The sequence below is a fragment of the Catenuloplanes japonicus genome (genome assembly GCF_000717135.1).
In the GTDB taxonomy this organism is placed as follows: domain Bacteria; phylum Actinomycetota; class Actinomycetes; order Mycobacteriales; family Micromonosporaceae; genus Catenuloplanes; species Catenuloplanes japonicus.
The window spans coordinates 200,206-222,122 of the sequence record NZ_JNXY01000009.1; the positions used below are offsets into that span (position 1 = coordinate 200,206).

A 21,917-nucleotide genomic window follows, 5' to 3' on the forward strand; every position below is an offset into this window, starting at 1 on the left:
AGAAGAGGGTACGGGGTGGGTACGACGATTGTCGCGGTTCGCTGCGCCGGTCGATCTGTCGAGAACGTCACGTGACCGCGGCGTGGGTGATGGCCCGGCAAACGCGAGCGCGTTACGGTCCTGACCATGTATGGGGAGGACGTACTGGCCGGGAACCGGCGCCGCCGCAAGACCGTCCCGGTGGTCGACGCGGAGCCGGACCTGGTCGTCGAGGACGTGTCATCCGGCTTCTGCGGCGCGGTCGTCGGGTTCGAGTACGGCGCCGTGGTGCTGGAGGACCGGCACGGCGGCCGCCGGAACTTCCCGCTGGACCCGGCCGCGTTCCTGCTCGACGGCGAGACCGTGACGCTGCGGCGCCCGGTCGCGACGCCTCCGGCGGAGAGCAGGCGGCTGACCGCGTCCGGCTCGATCGCGGTCGGCAACGCGCCCGCGCAGGTCGCGAAGGCCAGCCGGATCTGGGTCGAGGGCATCCACGATGCCACGCTGGTCGAGCGCGTCTGGGGCGACGACCTGCGCATCGAGGGCGTCGTGGTCGAGCCGCTGGACGGCATCGACGACCTGGCCGCGGCCGTGCGGGACTTCGGCCCGTCGCCCGATCGGCGGCTCGGCGTGCTGGTCGACCACCTGGTCCCGGGTTCGAAGGAGAGCCGGATCGTGGCCGCGGTGACGTCCCCGCACGTGCTGGTGACCGGTCACCCCTACGTGGACATCTGGCAGGCCGTGAAGCCGGAGCGGGTCGGCATCGCGGCGTGGCCGGTGATTCCGCCCGGCCGGCCGTGGAAGGAGGGCGTCTGCGCCGCGCTCGGCGTGGCCACGCCGCAGGACATGTGGCGGCGCGTGCTGACGTCGGTCTCCAGCTACCGCGACCTGGAGACCCCGCTGATCAACTCGATGGAACGGCTGATCGACTTCGTGACCGTGCTCGACTGAGCGATCAGTCCATCTCCGGTGTACGGGTGAACCGGGCCGTGGCGACGGTCAGCGCGACCACGTCGCCGGCCGCGGAGAGGACCGGGACGAGCGGCTCACCGTCGTTGCTGCCGGACTCGCCGCGCCACCGGGTGGCGGACTCCTGACGGAAGCGCCAGGGGGCGCGGTCCGGGAGCGTCACGCAGGTGATCAGCAGGTGGCCTTCCTGCCAGGCGACCTCGAACTCGCGGCCCATCCACCACCAGCGCCCGCACAGTCCTTCCGCCTCGGCCGGCGCGGGTGTGGCGGCGGCGCGCCACGGGCGGGGGAGCGGCGGTTCGAGGTCGAGCACCGCGTTCAGCACGTCCGCGGTCACGCCGAGGATGCCGCCGCGGACGTGCATCGTGTACGCGTTCGCGAACGCCACCACGGCCGTGCGCGTCCCGCGGTGCACGGTGAGCTGCGCCGAGTACCCCGGCATCGAGCCGTTGTGGCCGGCGAACACGCGCTCGCCGCTGCGGTAGAGCTCCACGCCGAGCCCGTTCCCGTGCGTCCACGACTCCAGGTCGCTGATGGCGACCGGCGCGCACATCTCCGCCACGGTCTCCCGGGACAGCACGGTCGGCACCGGGTCGGCCAGGAAACCGGCCCACTTCGCCAGGTCCGTGACGGTCGACCAGAGCTGCCCGGCCGGCGCCATCGCGCCCGCGTCCAGCCGTGGCTCCTCGTGGAGCGTCTGCCGCCAGGGGTGCACCACGTAGCCGCGGGCGAACGGCTCGACCGGGTGGTACGTGGTGCGCTTCATGCCGAGCGGGTCGACCACGCGCTTGGCCAGCAGCGAGGACCACGACTCGCCGGTGACGCGCTGCAGGACCGCGCCGAGCACGCCGTACGCCAGGTTCGAGTAGTGGTACGTCCGGTACGGCGGCCAGGAGATCTTGTCGAACGACAGGCCGGCCACCAGCTGGTCCACGTCTCCGCCGGTGGTGCGCTCCCACCAGTCGCCGTCCGGCTCGCGCTGCAGGCCGGCCACGTGGCCGAGCAGCTGCCGGAGCGTGACGCCGCCGATGGACGTGCCGGGTAGGTGCCGGTAGACGAGGTCGTCGAGGCCGAACGCGCCCTCGTCGCGCAGCTGCATCACCATGGCCGCGGTCATGGTCTTGGTGATGGACCCGATCCGGTACTGCGTCTTGGCGTCCGGCCGGGGTTGATCACCGGCCCCGGTGAAGCAGGCCAGCGCGCGGTCCCGCACCACGCCGAGGACGAGTGACGGCACCCGGCCGGCCGACTGCGCCGAGGTGACGATCTCGGTAACCCGCCGACTGGTTTCCGGCAACAGCGACACTGGATACTCCGGGAGTTTCTTTAGGTTTTTGTCATGTATGAGGGGTGGATTGCCCGACAATCTAACTGATTTCCGGCGATGAAGAAGTTGGCATGCGGGCCACAATTCCGCAGTGTGTAGAACACGTGACGACCACAAGATCGGCAGCGTTCGCGGATGGTGCGCGGCCGTGACACGATCTAAGCGTGGAGCCATTTCTGTGGATCGCGCTCGGCGTCGCACTGGCGGTCGCTGAGATCTTCACGGTGTCGCTCTTCCTCATCATGTTCTCCGCCGGCGCGTTCGCCGCGGCCGGGGCCGCCGCGCTCGGGTTCGGTGCCGCCGTGCAGCTGGCCGTGTTCGCCGGCGTCTCCGCCGCCACGGTCGCCGCGTTCTGGCCCGCGATCCGCCGGCACCGGCTGGGCGGGGAGACGCCGTCCTTCGACGCGCACAGCCTGGAGAGCGAGACCGCGCTGGTGCTGGAGCGGGTCGACGGTGAGCACGGGCAGGTCAAGATCGATGGTGAGCTGTGGACCGCGCGGTCCTTCGACGACACGGAGTCGTACGAGGTGGGAGAGCGCGTCCGGGTCATCAAGGTACGGGGAGCGACCGTCTACGTCTGGCGCGAGGGCATCGGCCCGAGTGCGCGGACGGAGTTGGAGGAATAGATGGAAACAGTCATCGGCGTGGTTGTCGGCGCCATCGCACTGCTCGTGGTCGTCACGCTGATCTCGGCGCTGAAGATCGTGCCGCAACAGCGTGAATACATCGTGGAACGGCTCGGTAAGTATCAGCGCACGCTGACCCCGGGGCTGAACCTGCTGATTCCGTTCATCGACCAGGTGCGCACCAAGGTCGATGTGCGCGAGCAGGTGGTCAGCTTCCCGCCGCAACCGGTCATCACGTCGGACAACCTGGTCGTCTCGATCGACACCGTGCTCTACTTCAAGGTCGTCAACTCGGCGGACGCGACGTACCAGATCGCGAACTTCCTGCAGGCGATCGAGCAGCTCACGGTCACCACGCTGCGTAACGTCATCGGCTCGCTCGACCTGGAGCGCGCGCTGACCAGCCGCGAGGAGATCAACCGCCACCTGTCCGGTGTGCTGGACGAGACCACCGGCCGCTGGGGCATCAAGGTCACCCGCGTCGAGATCAAGGCGATCGAGCCGCCGCCGAGCATCCGCGACTCCATGGAGAAGCAGATGCGCGCGGAGCGGGACCGTCGTGCCGCGATCCTGAACGCGGAGGGTCACAAGCAGGCCGCGATCCTCACCGCCGAGGGTGACAAGCAGGCCGCCGTGCTCAAGGCGGACGGTGACCGGCAGGCCAGCATCCTCCAGGCCGAGGGCCAGGCGAAGGCGATCCGCACGGTCTTCGACGCGATCCACACGGCGAACCCGAGCCAGAAGGTGCTGGCCTACCAGTACCTCCAGGCGCTGCCGAAGATCGCCGAGGGCTCGGCGAACAAGGTGTGGGTGGTCCCGGCCGAGCTGACCAAGGCGCTCGAGGGCCTCGGCGGCGCGCTCGGCGGGCTGGCCGGCACCGCGAACGACGAGCCGACCCCGGCCGCGTCCGCCGCGGCCGGCGAGGTCGAGCGGGAGGCGGCACGGGCCGCGGAGGAGGCCGCCGCGGCAGCGCGCGAGGTCGCGGACGCGGCCAAGGTCGCCGAGGCCGAGGTGAGCGCGCCGAGGACGGACGCGCCGCGCAGCCTGCCCGCGTCCCCGCCGTCGGCCGTGACCGGCCTTTACGGAACGCCGCAGACCGACAAGGCTTAGCCGTGTGCGGTGGAAGGCGATAGCGGTAACAGCCTTGGTGGTGGCCGTCGCGGCGACAGACGCGGCGGCCCCTCCGCGTGAGCCCGCGCTCCCGCTCACGGCCGTGGTCATGCAGCACCGGACCGACCAGGTGCTCCGCACCGTCAAGATCCAGCTGAGGAACGGCGGCGACACGCCGATCCAGCTGGTCCGGGCCGAGCTGAGGTCGCCGTCGTTCACCGGCGTGGGGCCGGTCGGCACGGACACGCTGGTGATGAACGGCGACGTGGCCACGGACATCCGCATCGGGTACGGCCAGGGCGTCTGCACCGGGCCGGCGGGCACGCTGTCCGCGGCACCGGCCACGGCCGTGCTCACGCTCGCGGGTGGCCGGGAGGTCGCGCTGCCGCTGCCGTACCCCAACGAGCTCCTGGATTATCTTCTGCGCACCGACTGTGAACAGGCGGAGGTGCACAAGGTCGCCACCGCCACGCTCACCGGCCTGGCGGCGCGCCCGGACGGCACGATGGCCGCGAACGTCACGCTCACCCGCACCGGCGGGACCGTGCCGGTGGTGATGACGGACCTCAAGGGCAGCATCCTCTACCGCCTGACACCGGCTGTCGCCACGCCGCCCTACGGCGTGCTCGCGGCCGGGCAGTCCACGGTGGACATTCCGATCGTCATCGACACGTCTCGCTGCGACCCGCACGCCGTGGGTGAGGTGAAGAAGCCCTACGAGTTCCCCGCCTGGCTCGCTGTGGGTGACGCCCCCGCGGTCTACACGCTGATCGACGTGCCGGCCCCGGCCCGCGACACGCTGCTCGACCTCGTGCGGCGGACCTGTTGACATTGTGGTGATGGTCTATGCTCGGAGGGGTATCGGCGCAGGTCCGATAGGGGGTTTCGATGGAGCTTCCGTACTCTCGCCGCTCGTTCATCGTGGGTGTGCTGACCTGTGGCTCGGTCACCGCGTCCGCCACCTACCTGCTGTCCGACCCCGGTCCGGACATAACGCTACGTATCGGTAGCGGCTCGGACCCCTCGGGCGGCCGGGAGCTCCTGATCCGGCAGTGGAACGCCATGCACCGCGAGGCGAAGGCGGAGATCATCGAGTTCGGCACGTCCACGACGGACCAGCGCGAGCGGCTGCGCGACGCGGCCCGCACGCACGCGGTCGACATCGTCAACCTGGACGTCATCGACGTGCCCGCGTTCGCCCAGGACGGGTTGATCGAGGAGCTGGACCTCTCCACGCCGTACCTGTCGAAGGCGCTCGAGACCTGCCGCTGGAACGGCCGGCAGTACGCGGTGCCGTTCAACTCCGACGTCGGCGTGCTCTACCGCCGCGCGCCCGCCGGCCAGGAGCGGCCCGGGAAGGAGCCGGTGCTGCTGGACTTCCTCGGCGACGCGTCACCAGGCAGCCTCCTGATGCAGCTCCAGCCGTCGAACTCGGCGTCCGACGAGGCGTTCGTGGTCAACGTGCTGGAGCTGGCCCAGGCGTACCAGCGCACGCTGTTCGACACGAACGGCAGACCCGCCCAGAAACCGCCGAAGGACGGCGTCGACAGCTGGAACCTGCTCTTCACGCAGATCCGCACCTCGGTGGACGCCGGGCGCCTGCTGCAGATGGACACCGAACAGGCCAGCACGGACGCGTTCAACGAGGACAAGGCCGACTTCCTGCGCAACTGGCCCACCGCGTGGCCCGCGCTGGAGGCGTCCCGCCGCGAGAAGGAGCGCGGCGACCGCCTCGACGTGCTGCCGCTGCCCGGCGGCGTGCTCGGCGGCCAGAACCTGGCCGTGGTCAGCGGCGGCCCGCACCGTCGCCAGGCGCTCGAACTGATCACGTTCCTGACGTCGCCGGAGTCGCAGAAGGTGCTGGCGCTGCACGGGTTCGTGCCGACCCACCTGGGCGCCTACGACGACGACGTGGGCGTGTCCCGGATGGTCCCGCACCTCAACATGCTCCGCGATGCGGTCGAGGGCTCCCGGCTGCGGCCCATGCACCCCGGCTATCGGGCGTTCTCCGCGGTGATTCGCGAACATGCCTATGCGGCGCTCTGGGAGGACGTCAGCATCGAACGCGACTTCCTCAACGCGATGCAGCAGGCGCTGTCATGATCACGCTGCCGCTGCCGGCGCACTGGGTGGTGCTCGGCGTCGCCGTCCTCATCGTCGCGGTCGAGGCCGTGGTCTACGTCCTGCTCTACCGCCGTCCACCCTGGGTCCGCTGGATGATCGTCATCCTGCTCTGCCTGCTGTGCGTGGCCGCGATCGGGGTGATGGTCTGGGTCCTCGGCCTGAGTCAGACCGACGCCATCGTCGGCGCGATCGGCGCGCTCGTCCCCATCTTCGGCTTCATCGCGGCCGCCCTCCTTCCCAAACCCACCCCCAGGAACGACTGAAGCAATTCCCGCTTCCGGCGTGGTCCGGCAGCGGTCGGCCTTGGAATCCCCCGAGCTAGTCCTCGCGCGACAACTCCCAGAACGCCACCGCCGCCGCCGTCGCCACGTTCAGCGAGTCAACCCCGCGCCGCATCGGAATCGCCACCCGCACGTCCGACGCCGCAAGCGCGCGCCGGGTCAGGCCGGGGCCCTCCGCGCCGAGCAGGACGGCGGGTCGCTCCCGTTGTGCGGCGGACAGGTGCTGGAGTGGCACCGAGTCCGCGGCCGGCGTCATCGCCAGCAGTGTGAAACCGGCGGCGCGGATCTCCTCCAGGGCGGCCGGCCAGTCCTCCGCTTTTGCATAAGGGATGGCGAAGACCTCGCCCATGCTCACCCGCACGGCCCGGCGGTAGAGCGGGTCGGCGCAGTCGGGGGACAGGACCACCGCATCCATGCCGAACGCGGCGGCGCTGCGGAACAGTGCGCCCAGATTCGTGTGCGTGTTCAGCCCCTCCAGAACGACCGCCCGCCGGGCCGCCCCCAGCACCTCGCCCAGCGACAACGCCGGCTTGCGATGAAACGAGGCCAGCACGCCGCGGTGCACATGAAAGCCGGTGATCGACTCCAGCACCGGCGGCGTGGCGGCGTAGAACGGTGCCTCACCCGGTAGGTCGCCCAGCTGGTCGACGCGCTTCTCGTCGACCAGGACGCTGCGCAGCCGATAGCCGGCCCGGACCGCACGCCGGACGACCAGCTCGCCCTCTGCGATGAAGAGCCCGTTCGGCGGTTCCCACCTGGTGCGCAGCTCCACGTCGGTGAGCGCGCGGTAGTCCGCGATCCGGTCGTCGTCGGGGCTGGTGATCTGCTCGGCCTGCACGATTGGGCATTCTGTCAGGCGCCAAGATGGGATCCGCATCGGCTATCTTGGGATCCAATGACTATCTCAAGGATCATCGCGCTCACGCTGGGCTGGGAAGACCTGCCCAGGTCCGCGTCGGTTCACGGCGCCTCCCGGACCGACCGCGTCCGCGAACCCGTCCCCGCCCTGCTGCTCGAACACGACGAGGGCTGGCTGCTGCTCGACACCGGCTTCAACACGGCGCTGCTGCGGGATCCGGCGCTGCGCCGCCGCTTCTATCCCAGCCCGAACTACCAGCCGGAGCTGCCGGGCGCGGGCGAGCCGCTGGAGGAGGCGCTGGCCACCCACGGCATCGACATCGGCGACATCACCCGGGTCGCGCTCAGCCACCTGCACGTCGACCATGCGGGCGGGCTGAAGCACTTCGCCGGCCGGGTGCCGGTGCACCTCCAGCGAGCCGAGCTGAGCTACGGAATGAGCAACCACCCGGAACCGGAGCGCTACTCGATGGCCCGCGTCGACTACGACGACCCGCGCATCGACTGGCGGCTCGCAGACGGTGACATCGAGATCGTGCCGGGGGTGACCGCGCTGCTCACGGCCGGTCACACGCCCGGTCATCAGAGCTTCGTTGTCGACCTCGCGAAGGGCGGCGGCTACGTCTTCGCCTGTGACGCGGCGGATCTTACGGAGAACATCACGCACGAGCGCGCGATCGGCTCGTTCAAGGGGGTCACGGCGGAGGAGACGATCGCGCCGATCCGGCGGCTGAAGCAGATCGGCGCGCGCCGGGGATATCCGGTCATCCCCGGCCACGACCCGATCGCCTGGCCCACGCTGACGGCGGAGCTGGCGGCGCGATTCCCCTAACCGAGGAACACGGCCCTGAACAGCAGATAGACGCCGACGGTCGAGCCGAACGTGACGATCACGGCCCGCAGCACCGTCGCGGACAGCTTCCGGGCCACCCGGGCGCCCAGGTAGCCGCCGACCACGGTGGCGGGCGCGACCGCGGCGACCGCGGCCCAGTCCACCGGGCCGAACACGCTGTAGACCAGCACGGTCACCAGGCCCACCACGGCCGAGAGCAGGTTCTTCAGCGCGCTCACCCTGGCCATCGTCTCGTCCAGCACCAGCGCCAGACCGGCCACCAGCAGCACACCGAGCGCGGCGTTGAAGTACCCGCCGTACAGCCCGCACAGGAACACGGCCACGTGCAGCGTGACGGCGGCCCGCCGCGGCGACACCTCCCGAGGGTGCCCGACCAGCCCGCGCAGCCTCGCCTGGAACGCCAGCGTCAGCGCCGCGCCCAGCACCAGGAACGGCACCACGACGTCGAAGACGCGGTGCGGCGTGTTCAGCAGCAGCACGCACCCGCACGCGGCACCGGCCAGCACGGTCGGCGCGACCCGCAGGATCCTGCCGCGCTGCCCCCGCAGATCCGCACGGCTGCCGACCACGCTGGACGCATAGCCGGGCGCCACGGACAGCGCGTTGCTCACGTTCGCGGAGACCGGCGGGATCCCGATCGCCAGCATCGTCGGGAACGTGATCAGCGAGCCCCCGCCGGCGATCGCGTTCACGATCCCGGCCGCGAGTCCGGCCAGCACCAGCAGCGCGGCTTCCGTCAGACTCATCGTTCCCCATCCTCAAAATCAAGATCAAACGGCCACGAGGGTACGCCCCGAGCGCGCCCGCCCGCGGCCGTGTCAACGGTCGCGGTGCCGGTCGTGGTGGTGCCGGCCGTCGCGGTATCGGCTTCCGCGGCGCCGGTCGCTCCGGTGTCCGTTGTCGTGGCGCCCGCCGGCACGCCGTCGGGAGCCGCTGTGCCGGTCAGGGTGCCGCCGACCACGGTCGCCGTCACACGGATGGTGAGCAGCGCGTCCGGGTCGGCCGCGAGCGGATCGCCGTCCAGCACCGCGAAGTCGGCCGGGTCGCCTGCCCGCAGCCGCCCGGTCCCGGGCCCGCCGGTGATCGCGGCCGCGCCGGTGGTGAACAGCGCCAGCGCCTCCGCGGCCGTGACCGCCTGCTCCGGGCCGAGCGGCGCGTCCCGCCCCCGGACCCGCCGGGTCCGCGCCTGCCACATCCCGTGCAGCGGCGCGATCGGCGGGCCCGGACCGTCCGAGCCGCCGCCCACCTCGACGCCCGCGTCCAGCCAGGCGCGGAGCGGGTTCGCGGCCGCGGCACGCGCCTCGCCGAGCCGGTCGATCAGGCCGAGCCCGAAGTCCCACTGCAGCGCCGGATGCGCGGACACCCGTACGCCCAGCTCCCGGGCCTGTCGCATCGCCGCCGCGTCCGGCCCGAGGTAGGCGTGGATCAGGTGGAAGCCCGGCCCGGCGATCGGCGTCTCCGCGTTCACCTCGGCCAGCACGTCCAGGACCAGCGCGATCGCGGCGTCGCCGACCGCGTGCACGCCCGCGCCGCGCCCGGCCCGCGCCGCGTCCCGGCAGTGCGCGAGCACCACGTCGCGGCTCAGCGTCTGGTTCCCGTGGTAGCCCGGTCGTCCCGGCCAGGGCGTGGAGAGCAGCGCGGTACCGAGCGAGCCGCCGCCGTCCAGGAAGAGCTTGGTCGGGCCGCGTCGCAGCCGGTCCGGGTCCGCGCGCTCCAGCCCGCAGGCGGTCGCCGCGAGGTCGAGGTCCGCGAAGCTCACGTGTTCCGACCCGAGCGGCATCGCGGTCACGCGCAGCCGCAGCGCGCCGGCCCGCGCCGCGTCCGCGTAGGCGGCCAGTTCCGCCACGCCCACGGCCGGGTCCATCGCGGTGGTGATGCCGTGCGCCAGCAGCTCGGCCTGGCCGGCCTCGATCCACCGCAGGTGCTCCGCCCGGCCCGGCGCCGGGATCACGGCCCGGACCAGCGCCACCGCCGGATGCTCGACCAGCAGCCCGGTCGCGTCGCCGCGAGCGTCGCGCTCGATCCGGCCGCCCGGCGGGTCCGGCGTGGTCGCGGTGATCCCGGCGCGCGTCAGCGCGGTCGTGCTGACCAGCGCGTCATGTCCGCGCCGGTCCAGCAGCACGCCCCGGCCCGGCGCGGCCGCCTCCAGGTCGGCCGCGCTGGGCAGCCGCCCCTCCGCGAGGTCCCACGGATCCAGGTTGTCGTCCGCCTCGATCCAGCCGTCGCCGGGGTGCGCCCTCGCGTACCCCCGGATCCGTTCTTGAATGTCCTTGATCGACGTCGCGCCGGTCAGCGAGACGCGGGACGCCCGTCGCCCGGCCCAGAGCAGATGGACGTGGCTGTCCACGAACCCGGGGATCACGGTTCCGGCGACGCGGATCCCGGCGGTCCCGGCCGGCACCGCCGCTCGCGCCTCCGCGACGCTCCCGACCGCGGTGACCAGCCCGTCGACGACCGCGATCGCCTCCGCGCGCGGCCGCTCGGGATCCATCGTGACCACGTCGCCGACGATCACCAGTGGGCGGCTCACCGTGGCGCTCCCAGGCGCCCGGCGGTGGCCGGGAGCGCGACGCCGATCCGTACCGTCGCGGTGTGTTCTCGGGTCTGTCCTGCCGATGGCCCTGCGGGGCCGCTGCCCGCCATAAGACGAAATTTCGGGCGAGCCCCTTCTCTCGGGGGTGCGGAGGCAAGCCGCGGGGTCGCGGCAGCGAGTTGCGGGAACGCGCGGGCGGCCGGCAGCGACGGGCGCTGTGCGACTTCGTCTCTCCGGGCCGGCGGCGCCGGGTGCTGCTCGGCTTTGCCTGTCCGGGTCGGCGGCGCCGGGTGCCGCGTGGCTTTGCCTGTCCGGGTCGGCGGCGCCGGGTGCTGCTCGGTTTGGCCTGTCCGGGTCGGCGGTGACGGGTGTGCGGGGTGCGGGGCCACGCCTCTGGGGGTCGGCGGTGAGGCGTGGCCCCGCCTTGCTGAGCGGTTGATCATCGGAGGACGGCGGCCAGACCGTCGGCGCGAGGGTCGCTCGCGGTGGCGAGCGTGCCCGCGGTCAGGCGGGCCACCTGGATGTGGCCGGCGTCGTCGTGCGGCCCGTCGGTGACGTCGACGAGCAGATCAAGCGCCTCGGCGGTACGCGTGAGCGCCTCCGCGTCCGGCGTGCCCGGCTCCAGCAGCAGCGTGGGCGCGTCGCGGCCGATCTCCCGGGCGCCGATGATCCAGCGGGGGCGGGCGAGCAGGCCGGCGAGGTCGTCCGAGTCGAGCGCGGCCGGCGCGACCTGGGCCAGGATCCAGGGCTGGGAGCGCCCGCCCTGGCAGCCGAGCGCCACGATCCCGCCGTCCCGGGTGGTGGCGAGCGTGGGGCAGAGCGTGTGCGGCGGGCGTACGCCGGGCGCGATCCTGGCCGGATGCGCCGGGTCCAGGCTGAACGACGAGCCCCGGTTGTGCAGCACCAGCCCGGTGCCGGGCTCCAGCAGACAGGACCCGAAGCTCTGGAACACGCTCTGGATCAGCGTGACCGCGTTTCCGTCCTCGTCCACGGCGGTGACCGCGACGGTGTCGCCGGCGGGCTTGGGACCGGCGTCGGACCCGGCGAATGCTTCCGGGGTGCGCAGCAGCAGGCCGTCCAGGTCGACCGGACCGGTGCGCGGGTCGCCGAGCAGCGTGTCGCGTGCCAGTTGGGCGCGTCGCGCGTCGGTGAGCAGCGCTGCGGCGTTCGCGCCGCCGGCGGAACCCGTGGCCACGGGGAATCCGGCACCGGTAGGTGAGGCTGTCCCCGCGCCGGTGGTCGTGCCTGCGGCGGTGGTCGTGCCTGCGGCGGTGGTCGTGCCTGCGGCGATGTCGGCACCGGCGGGGAGACCTGCGTGCGCGATGGAGCCGGCGTCTGCCTGCGAACCCGATCCCGCGGCCGAGCCCACGATGGCCAGGAACGTGGCGCCCTGGACCGGCGGCGGGGCCGCCGACCACGTCACGTCACCGACCACAGTGGTCAGTGGCATGGTCACCTCGGCCCGATGTGCGGCCAGATCGTCCGCCGTGAGCGGGCTGCCGAGCGCGGCCAGCCCGTCCGCGAGCCGGTGCGCGAGATGTCCCTTGTAGAACGTCCGCCAGTTCGCGCCGATCTGCCGCAGCGTCTCGGCCAGCGCGGGCTGGTTCAGCGACTCGACCGGCTCCCCGGTTGCCGGGTCGAGCAGCAGCGCGGACAGACCCGGGTCGGCCCGCACTCCGTCGAGACGCCCGAGCGTCGCGCGGTGCAGGCCGGGGCTGACCGCCACACCGTCGTCGGCCAGGCGGATCGCCGGTTCCAGCAGCGCGGACAACGGCATCGAGGCGCCGAGCGCGGCGATCGACGCCCAGCCCGCGACCACGCCGGGCACGGTCACGGTCTGCGGGCCGCCGAACGGCATCCGCTCGCCGCCGGCGCGCAGTGCGGGCACGTCCACGTTTACGGCCGCCGCGCCGATCGAGAGGACCGCCCGTGCCTCGCCGCCCGCGGGCCGCACGATGGCGACCAGATCGCCGCCGACCGAGCACTGGTGCGGGTAGGCCACGGTCAGCGCCGCCGCGGCCGCGAGCGCGGCATCGAACGCGTTGCCACCGGCCGCGACCACCTCGCGTGCCGCGTCCACGGCCGCGGGATGCGGCGCCGCGACGGCGACCCCGCGACCCACCGCGCCATCGGCCGCCGCAGCGGCGTCGATCGGCCCACTGCCGCCGACTGTCCCGGCATGGATGCGTGCCACGCCGCCAGAGCCGGCCGCGCCGCCAGAGCCGGCCGTGTCACCGGAGCCGGTCGCGTCGCTGGAGCTGGCCATTGCGGCCGGACCAGCGCTGCTCGCCGCACCTCCGCCGACCGCGGCGTCCTCGCCAGGGACCCCGCCCGCGCCCGGACCGGACATCAGGCGTCTCGCTTGATCAGGATGGCGCGGGTGAAGGAGCCGTCCGCGTCGACCAGCTTCGCCGGGAGACAGACCAGCTCGTACTCGCCGCCGGGGACCGCGTCCAGGTCCGCGTTCTCCAGGATGATCAGGCCGGCGCCGAGGAGCGCGTGGTGCGCGTCCCAGGTCTCGGTGAGCGTGTGGCTCTCGATGGTCAGGTAGTCGATGCCGATGAGCTGCACGCCCTGCGCGATCAACCACTGCGCGGCCTCGGGGGACAGGCCGACCCAGCTCTCCGCGCGGTCGGTCAGCTTCAGCGGCCCGGCCGAGTTCGACGTCTTGAGCAGCACCCGCCGATGCCCGGCCACGCCCGCGGCCTCCAGGTGCTGGACCGTGATGTCGCCGGTCACCGCGGTCGCGTCCACGACCAGCGCGGGCCCGACCAGCGTGTGCAGGTCGAGCTTGTCGACCGGGGTGGCGCCGTCGACGAAGTGCGCGGGCGCGTCCACGTGGGTGCCGGTGTGCGCGCCGAGCCGCCAGCGGGTGACGTTGGACGCGTCGCCGTTGGCCAGCGACTCGACGATCTCCACCTCGGGCTTGCGGCCCCAGTGCAGCATCTCCGGGTGGATCGGGAGCGTGATGTCGTAGATCTCCACGATGGAAACTCCTAGGGACGGTGGGCCGAGGACGGCCAGGGTTCGCGGACGGCGGCGGCGATGGCGCGCGCGGTGGTCTGCACGCATCGCTCGAACTCGGATTTTCCGTGCTCCGCGTTCGCCTCGGCTACGTCGCGGCCCCAGACACCGGTCTCGCTGACCTGGTCCATCCGGTAGTCCCAGAACGAGTCGACGTCGAGGTGCGAGGTGGCGCGGTCCATGTGGACCAGGGCGGGGCGCAGGTGGAGCATGACCGAGGTCTCGAAGAAGTTCGCGTGCATCAGGCCGCGCCCGTGGTGCACCCGGCCGTTGACCTCCGGGCCGGGGTACATGGTCACGTAGGCGATGGAGCGCACCCGGGCGTCCTTGTGCCGTACCCGCAGCTTCTCGGCCGACACGTCGAGCGAGCCGCTGTTCCAGATGTGGCCGTTGAGCAGGATGAACTGCCGGATGCCGCTGGCGTGCAGCGAGTCGATCACGTCCTCGACCATGGCGATCAGCGTCTCCGGGCGCAGTGCCAGCGTGCCGGCGAAGTCGCCGTGCGAGCCGGACACGCCGTAGCCGAGCGTGGGCACGACCGGCACGCCGGTCAGCGCGGAGACGCCGAGCGCGACCTCCTCGCAGATCACGCTGTCCACGTTGAGCGGCAGGTGCGGGCCGTGCTGCTCGATCGCGCCGACCGGGATGATCACCGCATCCAGGCGATCCGCAGCGGACCCGGCTTCGGGCCAGGTCAGCGTGTCCCAGCGCACCGGCTGCCCGGTGCCGCCGAGGTCGGTCACCAGATCATCAAGGCCATCCGAGGGTACGGTCACAGCCTGTTCCTCCTTCGTCGTCACCAGGTCCGCCGCGACTTCTCCGGCAGCATGTCCAGCGCCCGCATCGAGATGATCGAGTCGTCGCCGGGCGCGGTCAGCCAGACGGTCGCGTCCGGCGCGTAGTCGCTGATCAGTTCGCGGCACACGCCGCACGGCGCGATGATCCGGAACCGGCCGGCCGGCTTGATCTGCACGGAGACCACGGCCTTCACGTCCGCGAGCGCGATCCCGGCCGACCGGGCCGCGCCGAGCGCGATGCCCTCGGCGCAGATCGAGCTGCGCCGGCACGACCCCTCCAGGTGCACGCCGGTGAAGATCTCCCCGGTGGTGACGCGCAACGCGGTCGCGACCTCGTGCCGCCCGTCCACCCAGACGCGTTCCAGCAGCTCCTGGGCCCGGGACAGCAGCAGTTGATCAGAAACCGGCATGATCGCCGGCGGTACGACCGGGGCGGTCACAGGCCCAGGATCCGGGCCATGTTGCCGCCCTCGACCAGCGCGCGGTCCGCCTCGTCCGGCACGGCCTTGGCGATCTTCATCCGCTCCAGGTCGAAGTCGGATCCGGGCCACTCGCTGCCGAGCAGGATCTTCGACGCACCGAGCCGCGCGTAGGCGCGCCGCACGTCCGCGATCAGCGTCGCGGACGTCTCCAGGTAGATGTGCGGGTTCCGCTCGGCCACGATGATCGCCTCGGGCACGTTCCAGACCGCGCCCATGTGCGCGATGATCGTCGGCACGTCCGGGTGCCCCTTGGCGATCTCCTCGATCGCCAGCGGCGCGCAGAACGCGTCGTCCAGCGCGTTGATCAGGATCGGCATGCCCAGCTCCGCGCACCTGGAGAACACCGGGTCGAGCAGCCCGTGGTCCGCGACGTGGTAGCCGTGCATGGACGGGTGCAGCTTCAGGCCGACGATGCCGTTGTCGCGCATCCGGGCGATCTCGTCGAGCGCGTCGTCCGCCTGCGGCATCACCTGGCCGAAGCCGAACAGCCGGTCCGGGTGCGCCTTGACCAGCCCGGCGATGAAGTCGTTCTCGATCCGCTGGGCCAGCGAGCAGACCATGGCCAGGTCCACGCCGGCCGCGTCCATCCGGTCGAGGATGCGCTTGGGGTCGAACGGCGTGTACGGCGGCGGCGCCTGGCCGGGCTTGGCACCGGTCAGGTAGTCGGAGCGCCCGCGGACGTCCTGCGTGGTGTTGTACGCGTCAATGATCATGCGGCGGCGCCTTTCGAGACGGTGAGGAGCGGAAGGTGACAGCGAACCTGGCGGCCGGGCTCGACCTCGCGCAGCGCGGGCGCCTCGACGCGGCAACGGTCGACGGCGTACCGGCAGCGGGTGTGGAACGTGCACCCGGACGGCGGTGAAGCGGGGTCGGGCAGCTCACCCGCGAGCTCGATGCGCTCCCGGGCGGATGTGCCGCCGAGCGTGGGCACCGAGGACAGCAGCGCCTCGCCGTAGGGGTGGGCCGGGCCGGCGAAGAAGTCGTCCCGGGACGCGATCTCGATGATCTCGCCGAGGTACATGACCGCGATCCGGTCCGCGATGTGCCGGACCACGCCCAGGTCGTGGGAGATGAACAGCATGGTCAGGCCGCGCTCGCGGATCAGGTCGGTGAGCAGGTTGATCACCTGCGCCTGAATGGACACGTCCAGCGCGGAGACCGGCTCGTCCGCGACCACGAACCGCGGCGACGGCGCCAGCGCGCGGGCGATGCCGATCCGCTGCCGCTGCCCGCCGGAGAACTCGTGCGGCCGCCGCGCGCCCGCCTCCCGGCCCAGCCCGACCTGGTCGAGCAGATCGCCGACCGCCTTCTGCGCATCCGCACGGGACATGCCGCGGGCCCGCAGCATCGGCTCGGCCACGATGTCCGCGATGGTCCGGCGCGGGTTCAGCGATCCGAACGGGTCCTGGAAGACCATCTGCAGATCCGCGCGGGTACGCCGGAACACCGTCCCCCGCAGCCGCGTGATGTCCAGCCCGAGGTAGTTGATCGAGCCCGCGGTCGGCTCCGTGATCCGCAGCATGGCGCGCCCGAGCGTGGACTTGCCGCACCCGGACTCGCCGACCAGCCCGAGCGTCTCGCCCTCGTAGATCTCCAGGTCCACGTCCCGGACCGCGCGGACCCTGCGCCCGGCCGTGCCGTGGAACTCGACGCGCAGCTTCTCCAGCTGCAGCAGCGGAGCAGGTTTCGCTATCACGGAGCCACCGCCTGAGAATCGGAGCCGGCTCGGGCCCGCCCCCGAGCCGGCTCGTCCAGGAGGCAGCGGTCGAGATGACCGCTGCCGCCGTACCGCCGCAGAAGCTCTGGCATGTGATCGCCGCACCCGGCGGAGGCGAACGCGCAGCGTGGTGCGAACGCGCAGCCGGACGGCCGGGTGACGCCGGTGAGCGGGCTGCCCGCGATCGCCGGGAGGCGGTCCGTGTGCGGCCCGTCCACCCGGGGGACGGAGTGGAGCAGCGCCATCGTGTACGGATGCTGCGGGTGGAAGAGCACCTCGTCCCGGGTGCCCTGCTCGATGACCCGGCCGGCGTACATCACCGCGACCCGGTCCGCGACCTCCGCCACCACGCCGAGGTCGTGCGTGATCAGCACGATCGTGGTCCCGTGCTCGGCCTGAAGGCGTTTGAGCAGCTTGAGCACCTGTGCCTGGATGGTGACGTCCAGCGCGGTGGTGGGCTCGTCCGCGATCAGCACGGCCGGGTCGTTCGCCAGCCCGATCGCGATCATCACGCGTTGCCGCATGCCGCCGGAGAGCTGGTGGGGATACGCACGGGCCGCCTGGACCGGGTTCGCGATGCCGACCTCGCCGAGCAGTTCCTCCGCGCGCTTCCAGGCGTCCCGGCGACCGACCTTCCGGTGCGTGCGGATCATCTCGGCGACCTGGTCACCGACCTTCTGCGTCGGGTTCAGCGCCGCGAGCGCGTCCTGGAACACCACGGAGATGTCCCTGCCGCGGACGCCGCGCAGCTCCTTCTCGGACGCGGCGACCAGGTTCCGGCCGCCGAAGCGCACCTCGCCGCTGATGTGCGCGGTCGGGCCGCGGTTCAGGCCGACCAGGCTCATCGACAGCGCGGACTTGCCGGACCCGGACTCGCCGACCAGCGCCAGCAGTTCACCGCGCCGCAGGTCCAGGTCGATGCCGGCCACCGCGGGCAGCCGCCCGGCCGGCACGTCGAACTCCACCCGCAGGTCGCGGATCTCCATCAGCGCGCTCACAGCGCGTCCAGGGCGGTGCGGATGAGCGCGACCACGTCCGCGGGCCGGACACGCGGCGTGAAGTGGCTACCGGGGACCTCGCTGGTGATCGCGTTCGCCCGCTTGGCCATGTCCCGCTGGATCTCGGTGCTCAGCGTCTTGTCCTGCGCCGCGACCAGGTACCAGGCCGGCTTGGTCTTCCAGGCGGGCTCACCGGTCGGCTGGGTGAAGATCCGGTTGTCGCTCTGCCGCGACTCGGTGTCCCAGATCGCGCGCTGCGCGACCGGCACGTCCCAGCCGATCTCCGCCCAGTACTCGTCCGTGTGCTCGGACTTCCACTCGCCGTTCGGGCCACGGCGCATGTACTTGGAGACCTCGGCCGGGGGATAGCGCTCGACGATGCCGTTCACGGTCTCGCCCTCGTCCGGCGCGAACGCGGCCACGTAGACGAGCCCCTTGACCAGCGGCGACCGTCCCACGTTGGTGATCACGGCGCCGCCGTAGGAGTGGCCGACCAGCAGCACCGGCCCGCCCGCGCCCCCGGCGACGGAGAGCGTGTGCGCGACATCGTCCTCCAGGGACGTCATCGGGTTCGTGACCAGCGTGAACGGCAGGCCGGCAGCGGTCAGCAACGGCGTGACCTCGGACCAGGTGGTCGGGGTCCCGCCGGCGCCGTGAACGAGGACGATGTGCATGTGTCAGGCCTTCCGGAGCCGGGGATCGAGAGCCAGGTAGAGGAGGTCCACGACGACGTTGACCAGCGTGAACAGCAGCGCGATGGCGAGCGCGGCACCCTGCACGATCGGGTAGTCGCGCTGCATGATGCCGTTGATCAGGAGATTCCCGACCCCGGGATAGGAGAAGACGGTCTCCGTGATCACCGAGCCGCCGAGCAGCGAGCCGAACTGCAGGCCGAGCACGGTGACGATCGGCAGCGACGAGTTCCGCAGCACGTGCCGTCGCAGGATCGCGCCGCCGGACAGGCCCTTCATCCGCGCGGTACGCACGAAGTCGTCGCTCAGCACCTCCAGCACGGACGCGCGCACGATCCGGGTGATGAACCCGGCCATGGACAGCGCCAGCGTGGTGGCGGGCAGGATCAGGTGCTTGATCCAGGGCCAGATCAGCTCCGGCCGGTCCTGCAGGATCGCGTCCAGCAGGACGAAGTTCGTGAACGGGTGGTAGTCCAGCGCGTTCGGGATCCGGCCGATGACCGGGAGCCAGCGCAGCCACACGCCGAAGATGACGATGGAGAGCACACCGAGCGCGAACCAGGGCAGCGAGAAGCTGACCGTGCCGATCGCGCGCGTGGTGGTGTCGATCCAGGTGTCCTTGCGCAGCGCCGCGACCACGCCGGTGACCATGCCGATCAGCACCGCGATCAGCATCGCGGCGATGGTCAGCTCGATCGTGGCCGGCAACGCCTCGCCGAGCAGTTTCGTGATGTCGTTGCCGCCGTAGAACGACCGGCCGAGGTCCAGCGTGGCCACGTCGTGCAGGAACGTCGTGTACTGGTCGGCCAGCGATTCGTTCAGCCCGAGCGCCTCGTTGATCCGCGCCTCGTTCTCCGCGATCTCCTCCGCGGTGGACTGGCTGGCCGCGCCGCCGCCGACCGCGAGCGACGTGGCCGGAGAGCCCGGCAGCATCCGCATGGCGATGAAGACCATGGTGGCCAGCGCCAGCATCACGAGCGGGACAGCGGCAAGCCGCTTGACGATCATCCAGGGGGTACGGAGTGAGCCCGGAACGGCCAGGTTCATCGCGAGCTCCGCGGGTCCAGTGCGTCGCGCAGGTCGTCGCCGACGAAGTTGCACGCGACCACGAAGACGAGCGTGGCCGCCGCGGGCATGACCACGAGCCGCGGCGCGCTGTAGAGGAACTCCTGGCCGGCCTGCACCATGTATCCCCAGTCCGGTGTCGGGGGCTGGATGCCCAGCCCGAGGTAGGAGAGCCCGGCGGCGAACCCGGCCGCGACGGAGAGCGTCATGACCACCTGGGCGAGCATCGGCCCGGCGATGTTCGGCAGGATCTCCTGCACGAGGATCCGCGGGCTGCGGGTGCCGCCGAGCTTCGCGGCCAGCACGTAGTCGCGGCGCGCCTCGCGGGCCGCCAGCGCGCGGGCCAGCCGGGCCAGGCCGGGCGCGAGCGCGACGCCGATGCCGACCACCAGGCTGCCCACGCCGGGCCGCCAGGCGGAGACGATCAGAATGATCAGCAGCATGGACGGGAACGCGAGCGCCAGGTCCATGAACCGCATCAGGCCCCACTCGATCCACCGGCCGGCGTAGCCCGCGACCAGCCCGATGCCGATGCCGAGCGCCGCGGCCAGCGTGGTGGACAGGAACGCGACCATCAGCAGCGGCCGGGCGCCGTGCACCATCCGGGCCAGCTCGTCGCGGCCCAGATCGTCCGTGCCCAGCAGGTGGCCGGGCGCGCCGAGCGGGAGCAGCGTGTCGTTGGTCCCGCGCGCCGGGTCCGCGCCGACGACCAGCGGGCCGAACGCGGCGACGATCACGAACAGCGCCACGACCACCCAGGAGCCGGCGGCGAGCGGGCCGCGACCGAGCCTCCGCGCCCGGAAGGAGGCGCGGAGGCGGGACGGGGTGGCTGTCTCAGACACTCGCGTTTTCCATGTAGCAGCGGTGGCTGCCGAGGGCCTTCCAGTTCATGCCCTCGACGCTCTTGCCGGAGACGACCGGGTTGGCGCCGGTGACCAGCATGGAGAGCGTCATGTACTTCGTCGCCCACTCGCGCTGGATCTCGGTGTAGCGGGCCTTACGGGCCGCGACGTCCGCGATGTTCTTCGCCTCGAACAGCTTGTCCGCGTACTCGGCGGACCCGTCCAGCGTCTTGAAGCCGGAGATGAAGTCGCCGTAGACGCCGGACGGCCGGGCCAGCGAGCCGATCATGTCGTCCGCGTCCGGGTAGTAGCCGTTCCGCTCCCAGATCATGATGTCGTGGAACTGGTCCTCCGGGTTGAGCAGCCGGTTGAAGTAGGCGGCCGGGTCGACCGAGTCGCTCTCCACCTTCAGGCCGATGTCCGTGAGGTTCTGCGCGATGATCTGCGCGGCCTTCGGGTGCCAGCTGTCGCTCGCGGCCATCAGGCGGACCGTGCGCCCGGTGGCGCCGGCGGCCGCGATCAGCCGCTTGGCCTCCTCGATGTTCGTGGCACTGAGGTCGGCGAGGCTGGCGTCGTAGGCGTCCTGGTTCGGCGGGATCGTGTAGCCGTCCGGCAGCACGGCCGCGCCGAAGAACGCCTGCGCGATCAGCGCCTGCCGGTCGACCGCCATGTTGATCGCCTTGCGGACGTCCAGCTCCGGGATGCGGCGGACGTCCATCATCAGGAACGCGTCGAAGCTCTTCGGCGTGTCGTACACCGTGATCGAATCGTCCTTGCGCAGCTGCTCGAGCGCGGAGTACGGCGTGAACTGGGTCGCGCCGACATCGCCGGAGAGTAGCGAGCTGACGATCGTCGACGGGTCGGTGACCTGCTGCATCACCAGGCGGTCGATCGGCGGCTTGCCCTTGTACCACCCGTCGAACGCCTGCAGCGTGATGTTCTGGCCGGACGTCGCGGAGACGAACTTGAACGGCCCGGTGCCGACCAGGTTCTTGCCGATCTCCTTGCCGTGCTTGTCCAGCGCGGCCTTGGAGATGATCCGGGCGCCGATGTCGGAGAGCCGGCCGAGCAGCGTGCGGTCCGGCTTCTTCAGCACGAAGACCACGGTGGCGGCGTCCGGCGCGGTGAGCGACGCGATGTTCGTGCCCATGCTGTTCAGCGGCCGGGACGCGCCCTCGGGCAGCGTCGGGTCGTCCTTGTTGAACTGCCGGTTCAGGCTGGCCAGCACGTCCGCCGAGGTGAACGCGGTGCCGTCGTGGAACGTGACGCCCTGGCGAAGCGCGAACGTGTACGTCAGCTGGTCCGCCGAGACCGTCCAGCTCTCCGCCATGTCCGGCTTCGGCTCGGTGGTCTCGTAGTCGATGAACGTGAGGCCGCGACAGACGCAGTCGACGACCATCCAGTCGCCGAGCGTGGTGTAGAACGCCGGGTCGTTGACCGCGCTGGTGCCGTCGATCGCCAGCGTGAGCGTGCCGCCGGTCTTGCCGCCGCTCTCACCCTCCTCGGAGGCGATGCCGCAGGCCGCGAGGAGACTGGTGAATCCGGCGCCCATGCCGAGAATGGCGGCGCCGCGCAGTATGTTGCGCCGGGAGACTGTGTTCGTCATCTGGGGAACTCCTTGGCCTGCCGAGGGGTGGTAT

The 21,917-nt window shown here is 71.7% G+C and carries 22 protein-coding genes; 7 read left to right on the forward strand and 15 right to left on the reverse strand.

All coding sequences use genetic code 11. From position 1 onward, the window contains the following. The first annotated feature begins 126 nt into the window (after window positions 1-126). On the forward strand, window positions 127-930 hold the full coding sequence (locus OP04_RS15840; RefSeq protein WP_033340424.1) for a DUF3097 domain-containing protein: 804 nt from the start codon (window positions 127-129) through the stop codon (window positions 928-930). A 4-nt stretch (window positions 931-934) separates the two neighbouring features. On the opposite strand, the gene OP04_RS15845 is transcribed toward OP04_RS15840, so the two are convergent. Beyond that, window positions 935-2,254: a serine hydrolase domain-containing protein gene (locus OP04_RS15845; RefSeq protein ID WP_033340425.1), complete on the reverse strand. Its 1,320-nt coding sequence runs from the start codon at window positions 2,252-2,254 to the stop codon at window positions 935-937. A 185-nt stretch (window positions 2,255-2,439) separates the two neighbouring features. On the opposite strand from OP04_RS15845, the gene OP04_RS15850 reads away from it, so the two are divergent. The 5 genes from OP04_RS15850 to OP04_RS15870 all read left to right on the forward strand — a co-directional run bounded on the left by OP04_RS15850 (window position 2,440) and on the right by OP04_RS15870 (window position 6,398). Beyond that, window positions 2,440-2,901 (forward strand): NfeD family protein, encoded by a 462-nt coding sequence (locus tag OP04_RS15850; RefSeq protein ID WP_033340426.1) that lies wholly within the window; start codon window positions 2,440-2,442, stop codon window positions 2,899-2,901. Further along, window positions 2,902-4,011, forward strand: coding sequence for an SPFH domain-containing protein (locus tag OP04_RS15855; RefSeq protein WP_033340427.1), 1,110 nt, complete (start codon window positions 2,902-2,904; stop codon window positions 4,009-4,011). It abuts the gene before it with no gap. 109 nt (window positions 4,012-4,120) lie between these two features. Continuing rightward, window positions 4,121-4,840 (forward strand): hypothetical protein, encoded by a 720-nt coding sequence (locus OP04_RS15860; protein ID WP_157239869.1) that lies wholly within the window; start codon window positions 4,121-4,123, stop codon window positions 4,838-4,840. A 59-nt stretch (window positions 4,841-4,899) separates the two neighbouring features. Then, window positions 4,900-6,114: an extracellular solute-binding protein gene (locus OP04_RS15865; RefSeq protein ID WP_033340429.1), complete on the forward strand. Its 1,215-nt coding sequence runs from the start codon at window positions 4,900-4,902 to the stop codon at window positions 6,112-6,114. Then, the gene (locus tag OP04_RS15870) at window positions 6,111-6,398 is read left to right on the forward strand and encodes a hypothetical protein (protein ID WP_033340430.1); all 288 of its coding nucleotides are present in this window, start codon (window positions 6,111-6,113) and stop codon (window positions 6,396-6,398) included. The genes OP04_RS15865 and OP04_RS15870 overlap by 4 nt, the downstream gene beginning before the upstream one ends. Window positions 6,399-6,453: 55 nt before the next feature. Here OP04_RS15870 and OP04_RS15875 read toward each other — a convergent pair whose 3' ends face one another. Next, window positions 6,454-7,293, reverse strand: coding sequence for a TrmH family RNA methyltransferase (locus OP04_RS15875; RefSeq protein ID WP_051797993.1), 840 nt, complete (start codon window positions 7,291-7,293; stop codon window positions 6,454-6,456). An 18-nt stretch (window positions 7,294-7,311) separates the two neighbouring features. On the opposite strand from OP04_RS15875, the gene OP04_RS15880 reads away from it, so the two are divergent. Further along, window positions 7,312-8,106, forward strand: a complete 795-nt coding sequence (locus OP04_RS15880; RefSeq protein WP_033340432.1) for an N-acyl homoserine lactonase family protein — start codon at window positions 7,312-7,314, stop codon at window positions 8,104-8,106. On the opposite strand, the gene OP04_RS15885 is transcribed toward OP04_RS15880, so the two are convergent. The 13 genes from OP04_RS15885 to OP04_RS15945 form a co-directional block, all read right to left on the reverse strand. After that, window positions 8,103-8,873, reverse strand: a complete 771-nt coding sequence (locus OP04_RS15885) for a sulfite exporter TauE/SafE family protein (protein WP_033340433.1) — start codon at window positions 8,871-8,873, stop codon at window positions 8,103-8,105. The genes OP04_RS15880 and OP04_RS15885 overlap by 4 nt on opposite strands. Continuing rightward, a complete protein-coding gene (locus OP04_RS15890; protein ID WP_157239872.1) occupies window positions 8,870-10,657 on the reverse strand; it encodes an amidohydrolase in 1,788 nt (595 codons plus the stop codon). Before OP04_RS15890 ends, OP04_RS15885 begins: the two co-directional genes overlap by 4 nt. 442 nt (window positions 10,658-11,099) lie before the next feature. Next, window positions 11,100-12,782, reverse strand: coding sequence for a gamma-glutamyltransferase (locus OP04_RS56450; RefSeq protein ID WP_033340658.1), 1,683 nt, complete (start codon window positions 12,780-12,782; stop codon window positions 11,100-11,102). 227 nt (window positions 12,783-13,009) lie between these two features. Then, complete coding sequence (locus tag OP04_RS15900; RefSeq protein WP_198153841.1) at window positions 13,010-13,645, reverse strand: cyclase family protein; 636 nt, start codon at window positions 13,643-13,645, stop codon at window positions 13,010-13,012. A gap of 11 nt (window positions 13,646-13,656) precedes the next feature. After that, window positions 13,657-14,460: a creatininase family protein gene (locus tag OP04_RS15905; protein WP_198153842.1), complete on the reverse strand. Its 804-nt coding sequence runs from the start codon at window positions 14,458-14,460 to the stop codon at window positions 13,657-13,659. A 20-nt stretch (window positions 14,461-14,480) separates the two neighbouring features. Further along, window positions 14,481-14,921, reverse strand: coding sequence for a cytidine/deoxycytidylate deaminase family protein (locus tag OP04_RS15910; protein ID WP_033340436.1), 441 nt, complete (start codon window positions 14,919-14,921; stop codon window positions 14,481-14,483). Then, window positions 14,918-15,676, reverse strand: coding sequence for an amidohydrolase family protein (locus tag OP04_RS15915; RefSeq protein WP_033340437.1), 759 nt, complete (start codon window positions 15,674-15,676; stop codon window positions 14,918-14,920). Before OP04_RS15915 ends, OP04_RS15910 begins: the two co-directional genes overlap by 4 nt. Continuing rightward, window positions 15,673-16,659 (reverse strand): ABC transporter ATP-binding protein, encoded by a 987-nt coding sequence (locus OP04_RS15920; RefSeq protein ID WP_232323605.1) that lies wholly within the window; start codon window positions 16,657-16,659, stop codon window positions 15,673-15,675. The genes OP04_RS15915 and OP04_RS15920 overlap by 4 nt, the downstream gene beginning before the upstream one ends. Further along, a complete protein-coding gene (locus tag OP04_RS15925) occupies window positions 16,656-17,678 on the reverse strand; it encodes an ABC transporter ATP-binding protein (protein WP_051797994.1) in 1,023 nt (340 codons plus the stop codon). Before OP04_RS15925 ends, OP04_RS15920 begins: the two co-directional genes overlap by 4 nt. Beyond that, window positions 17,675-18,352 carry an alpha/beta fold hydrolase gene (locus tag OP04_RS15930; RefSeq protein ID WP_033340438.1) on the reverse strand — a complete coding sequence of 226 codons (678 nt, stop codon included), beginning with the start codon at window positions 18,350-18,352 and terminating at the stop codon, window positions 17,675-17,677. Before OP04_RS15930 ends, OP04_RS15925 begins: the two co-directional genes overlap by 4 nt. Before the next feature lie 3 nt (window positions 18,353-18,355). Continuing rightward, window positions 18,356-19,417 (reverse strand): ABC transporter permease, encoded by a 1,062-nt coding sequence (locus OP04_RS15935; protein WP_198153843.1) that lies wholly within the window; start codon window positions 19,415-19,417, stop codon window positions 18,356-18,358. Beyond that, window positions 19,414-20,277: an ABC transporter permease gene (locus OP04_RS15940; RefSeq protein ID WP_063746613.1), complete on the reverse strand. Its 864-nt coding sequence runs from the start codon at window positions 20,275-20,277 to the stop codon at window positions 19,414-19,416. Before OP04_RS15940 ends, OP04_RS15935 begins: the two co-directional genes overlap by 4 nt. Further along, the gene (locus OP04_RS15945; RefSeq protein WP_051797996.1) at window positions 20,270-21,883 is read right to left on the reverse strand and encodes an ABC transporter substrate-binding protein; all 1,614 of its coding nucleotides are present in this window, start codon (window positions 21,881-21,883) and stop codon (window positions 20,270-20,272) included. The genes OP04_RS15940 and OP04_RS15945 overlap by 8 nt, the downstream gene beginning before the upstream one ends. Window positions 21,884-21,917 lie beyond the last annotated feature (34 nt).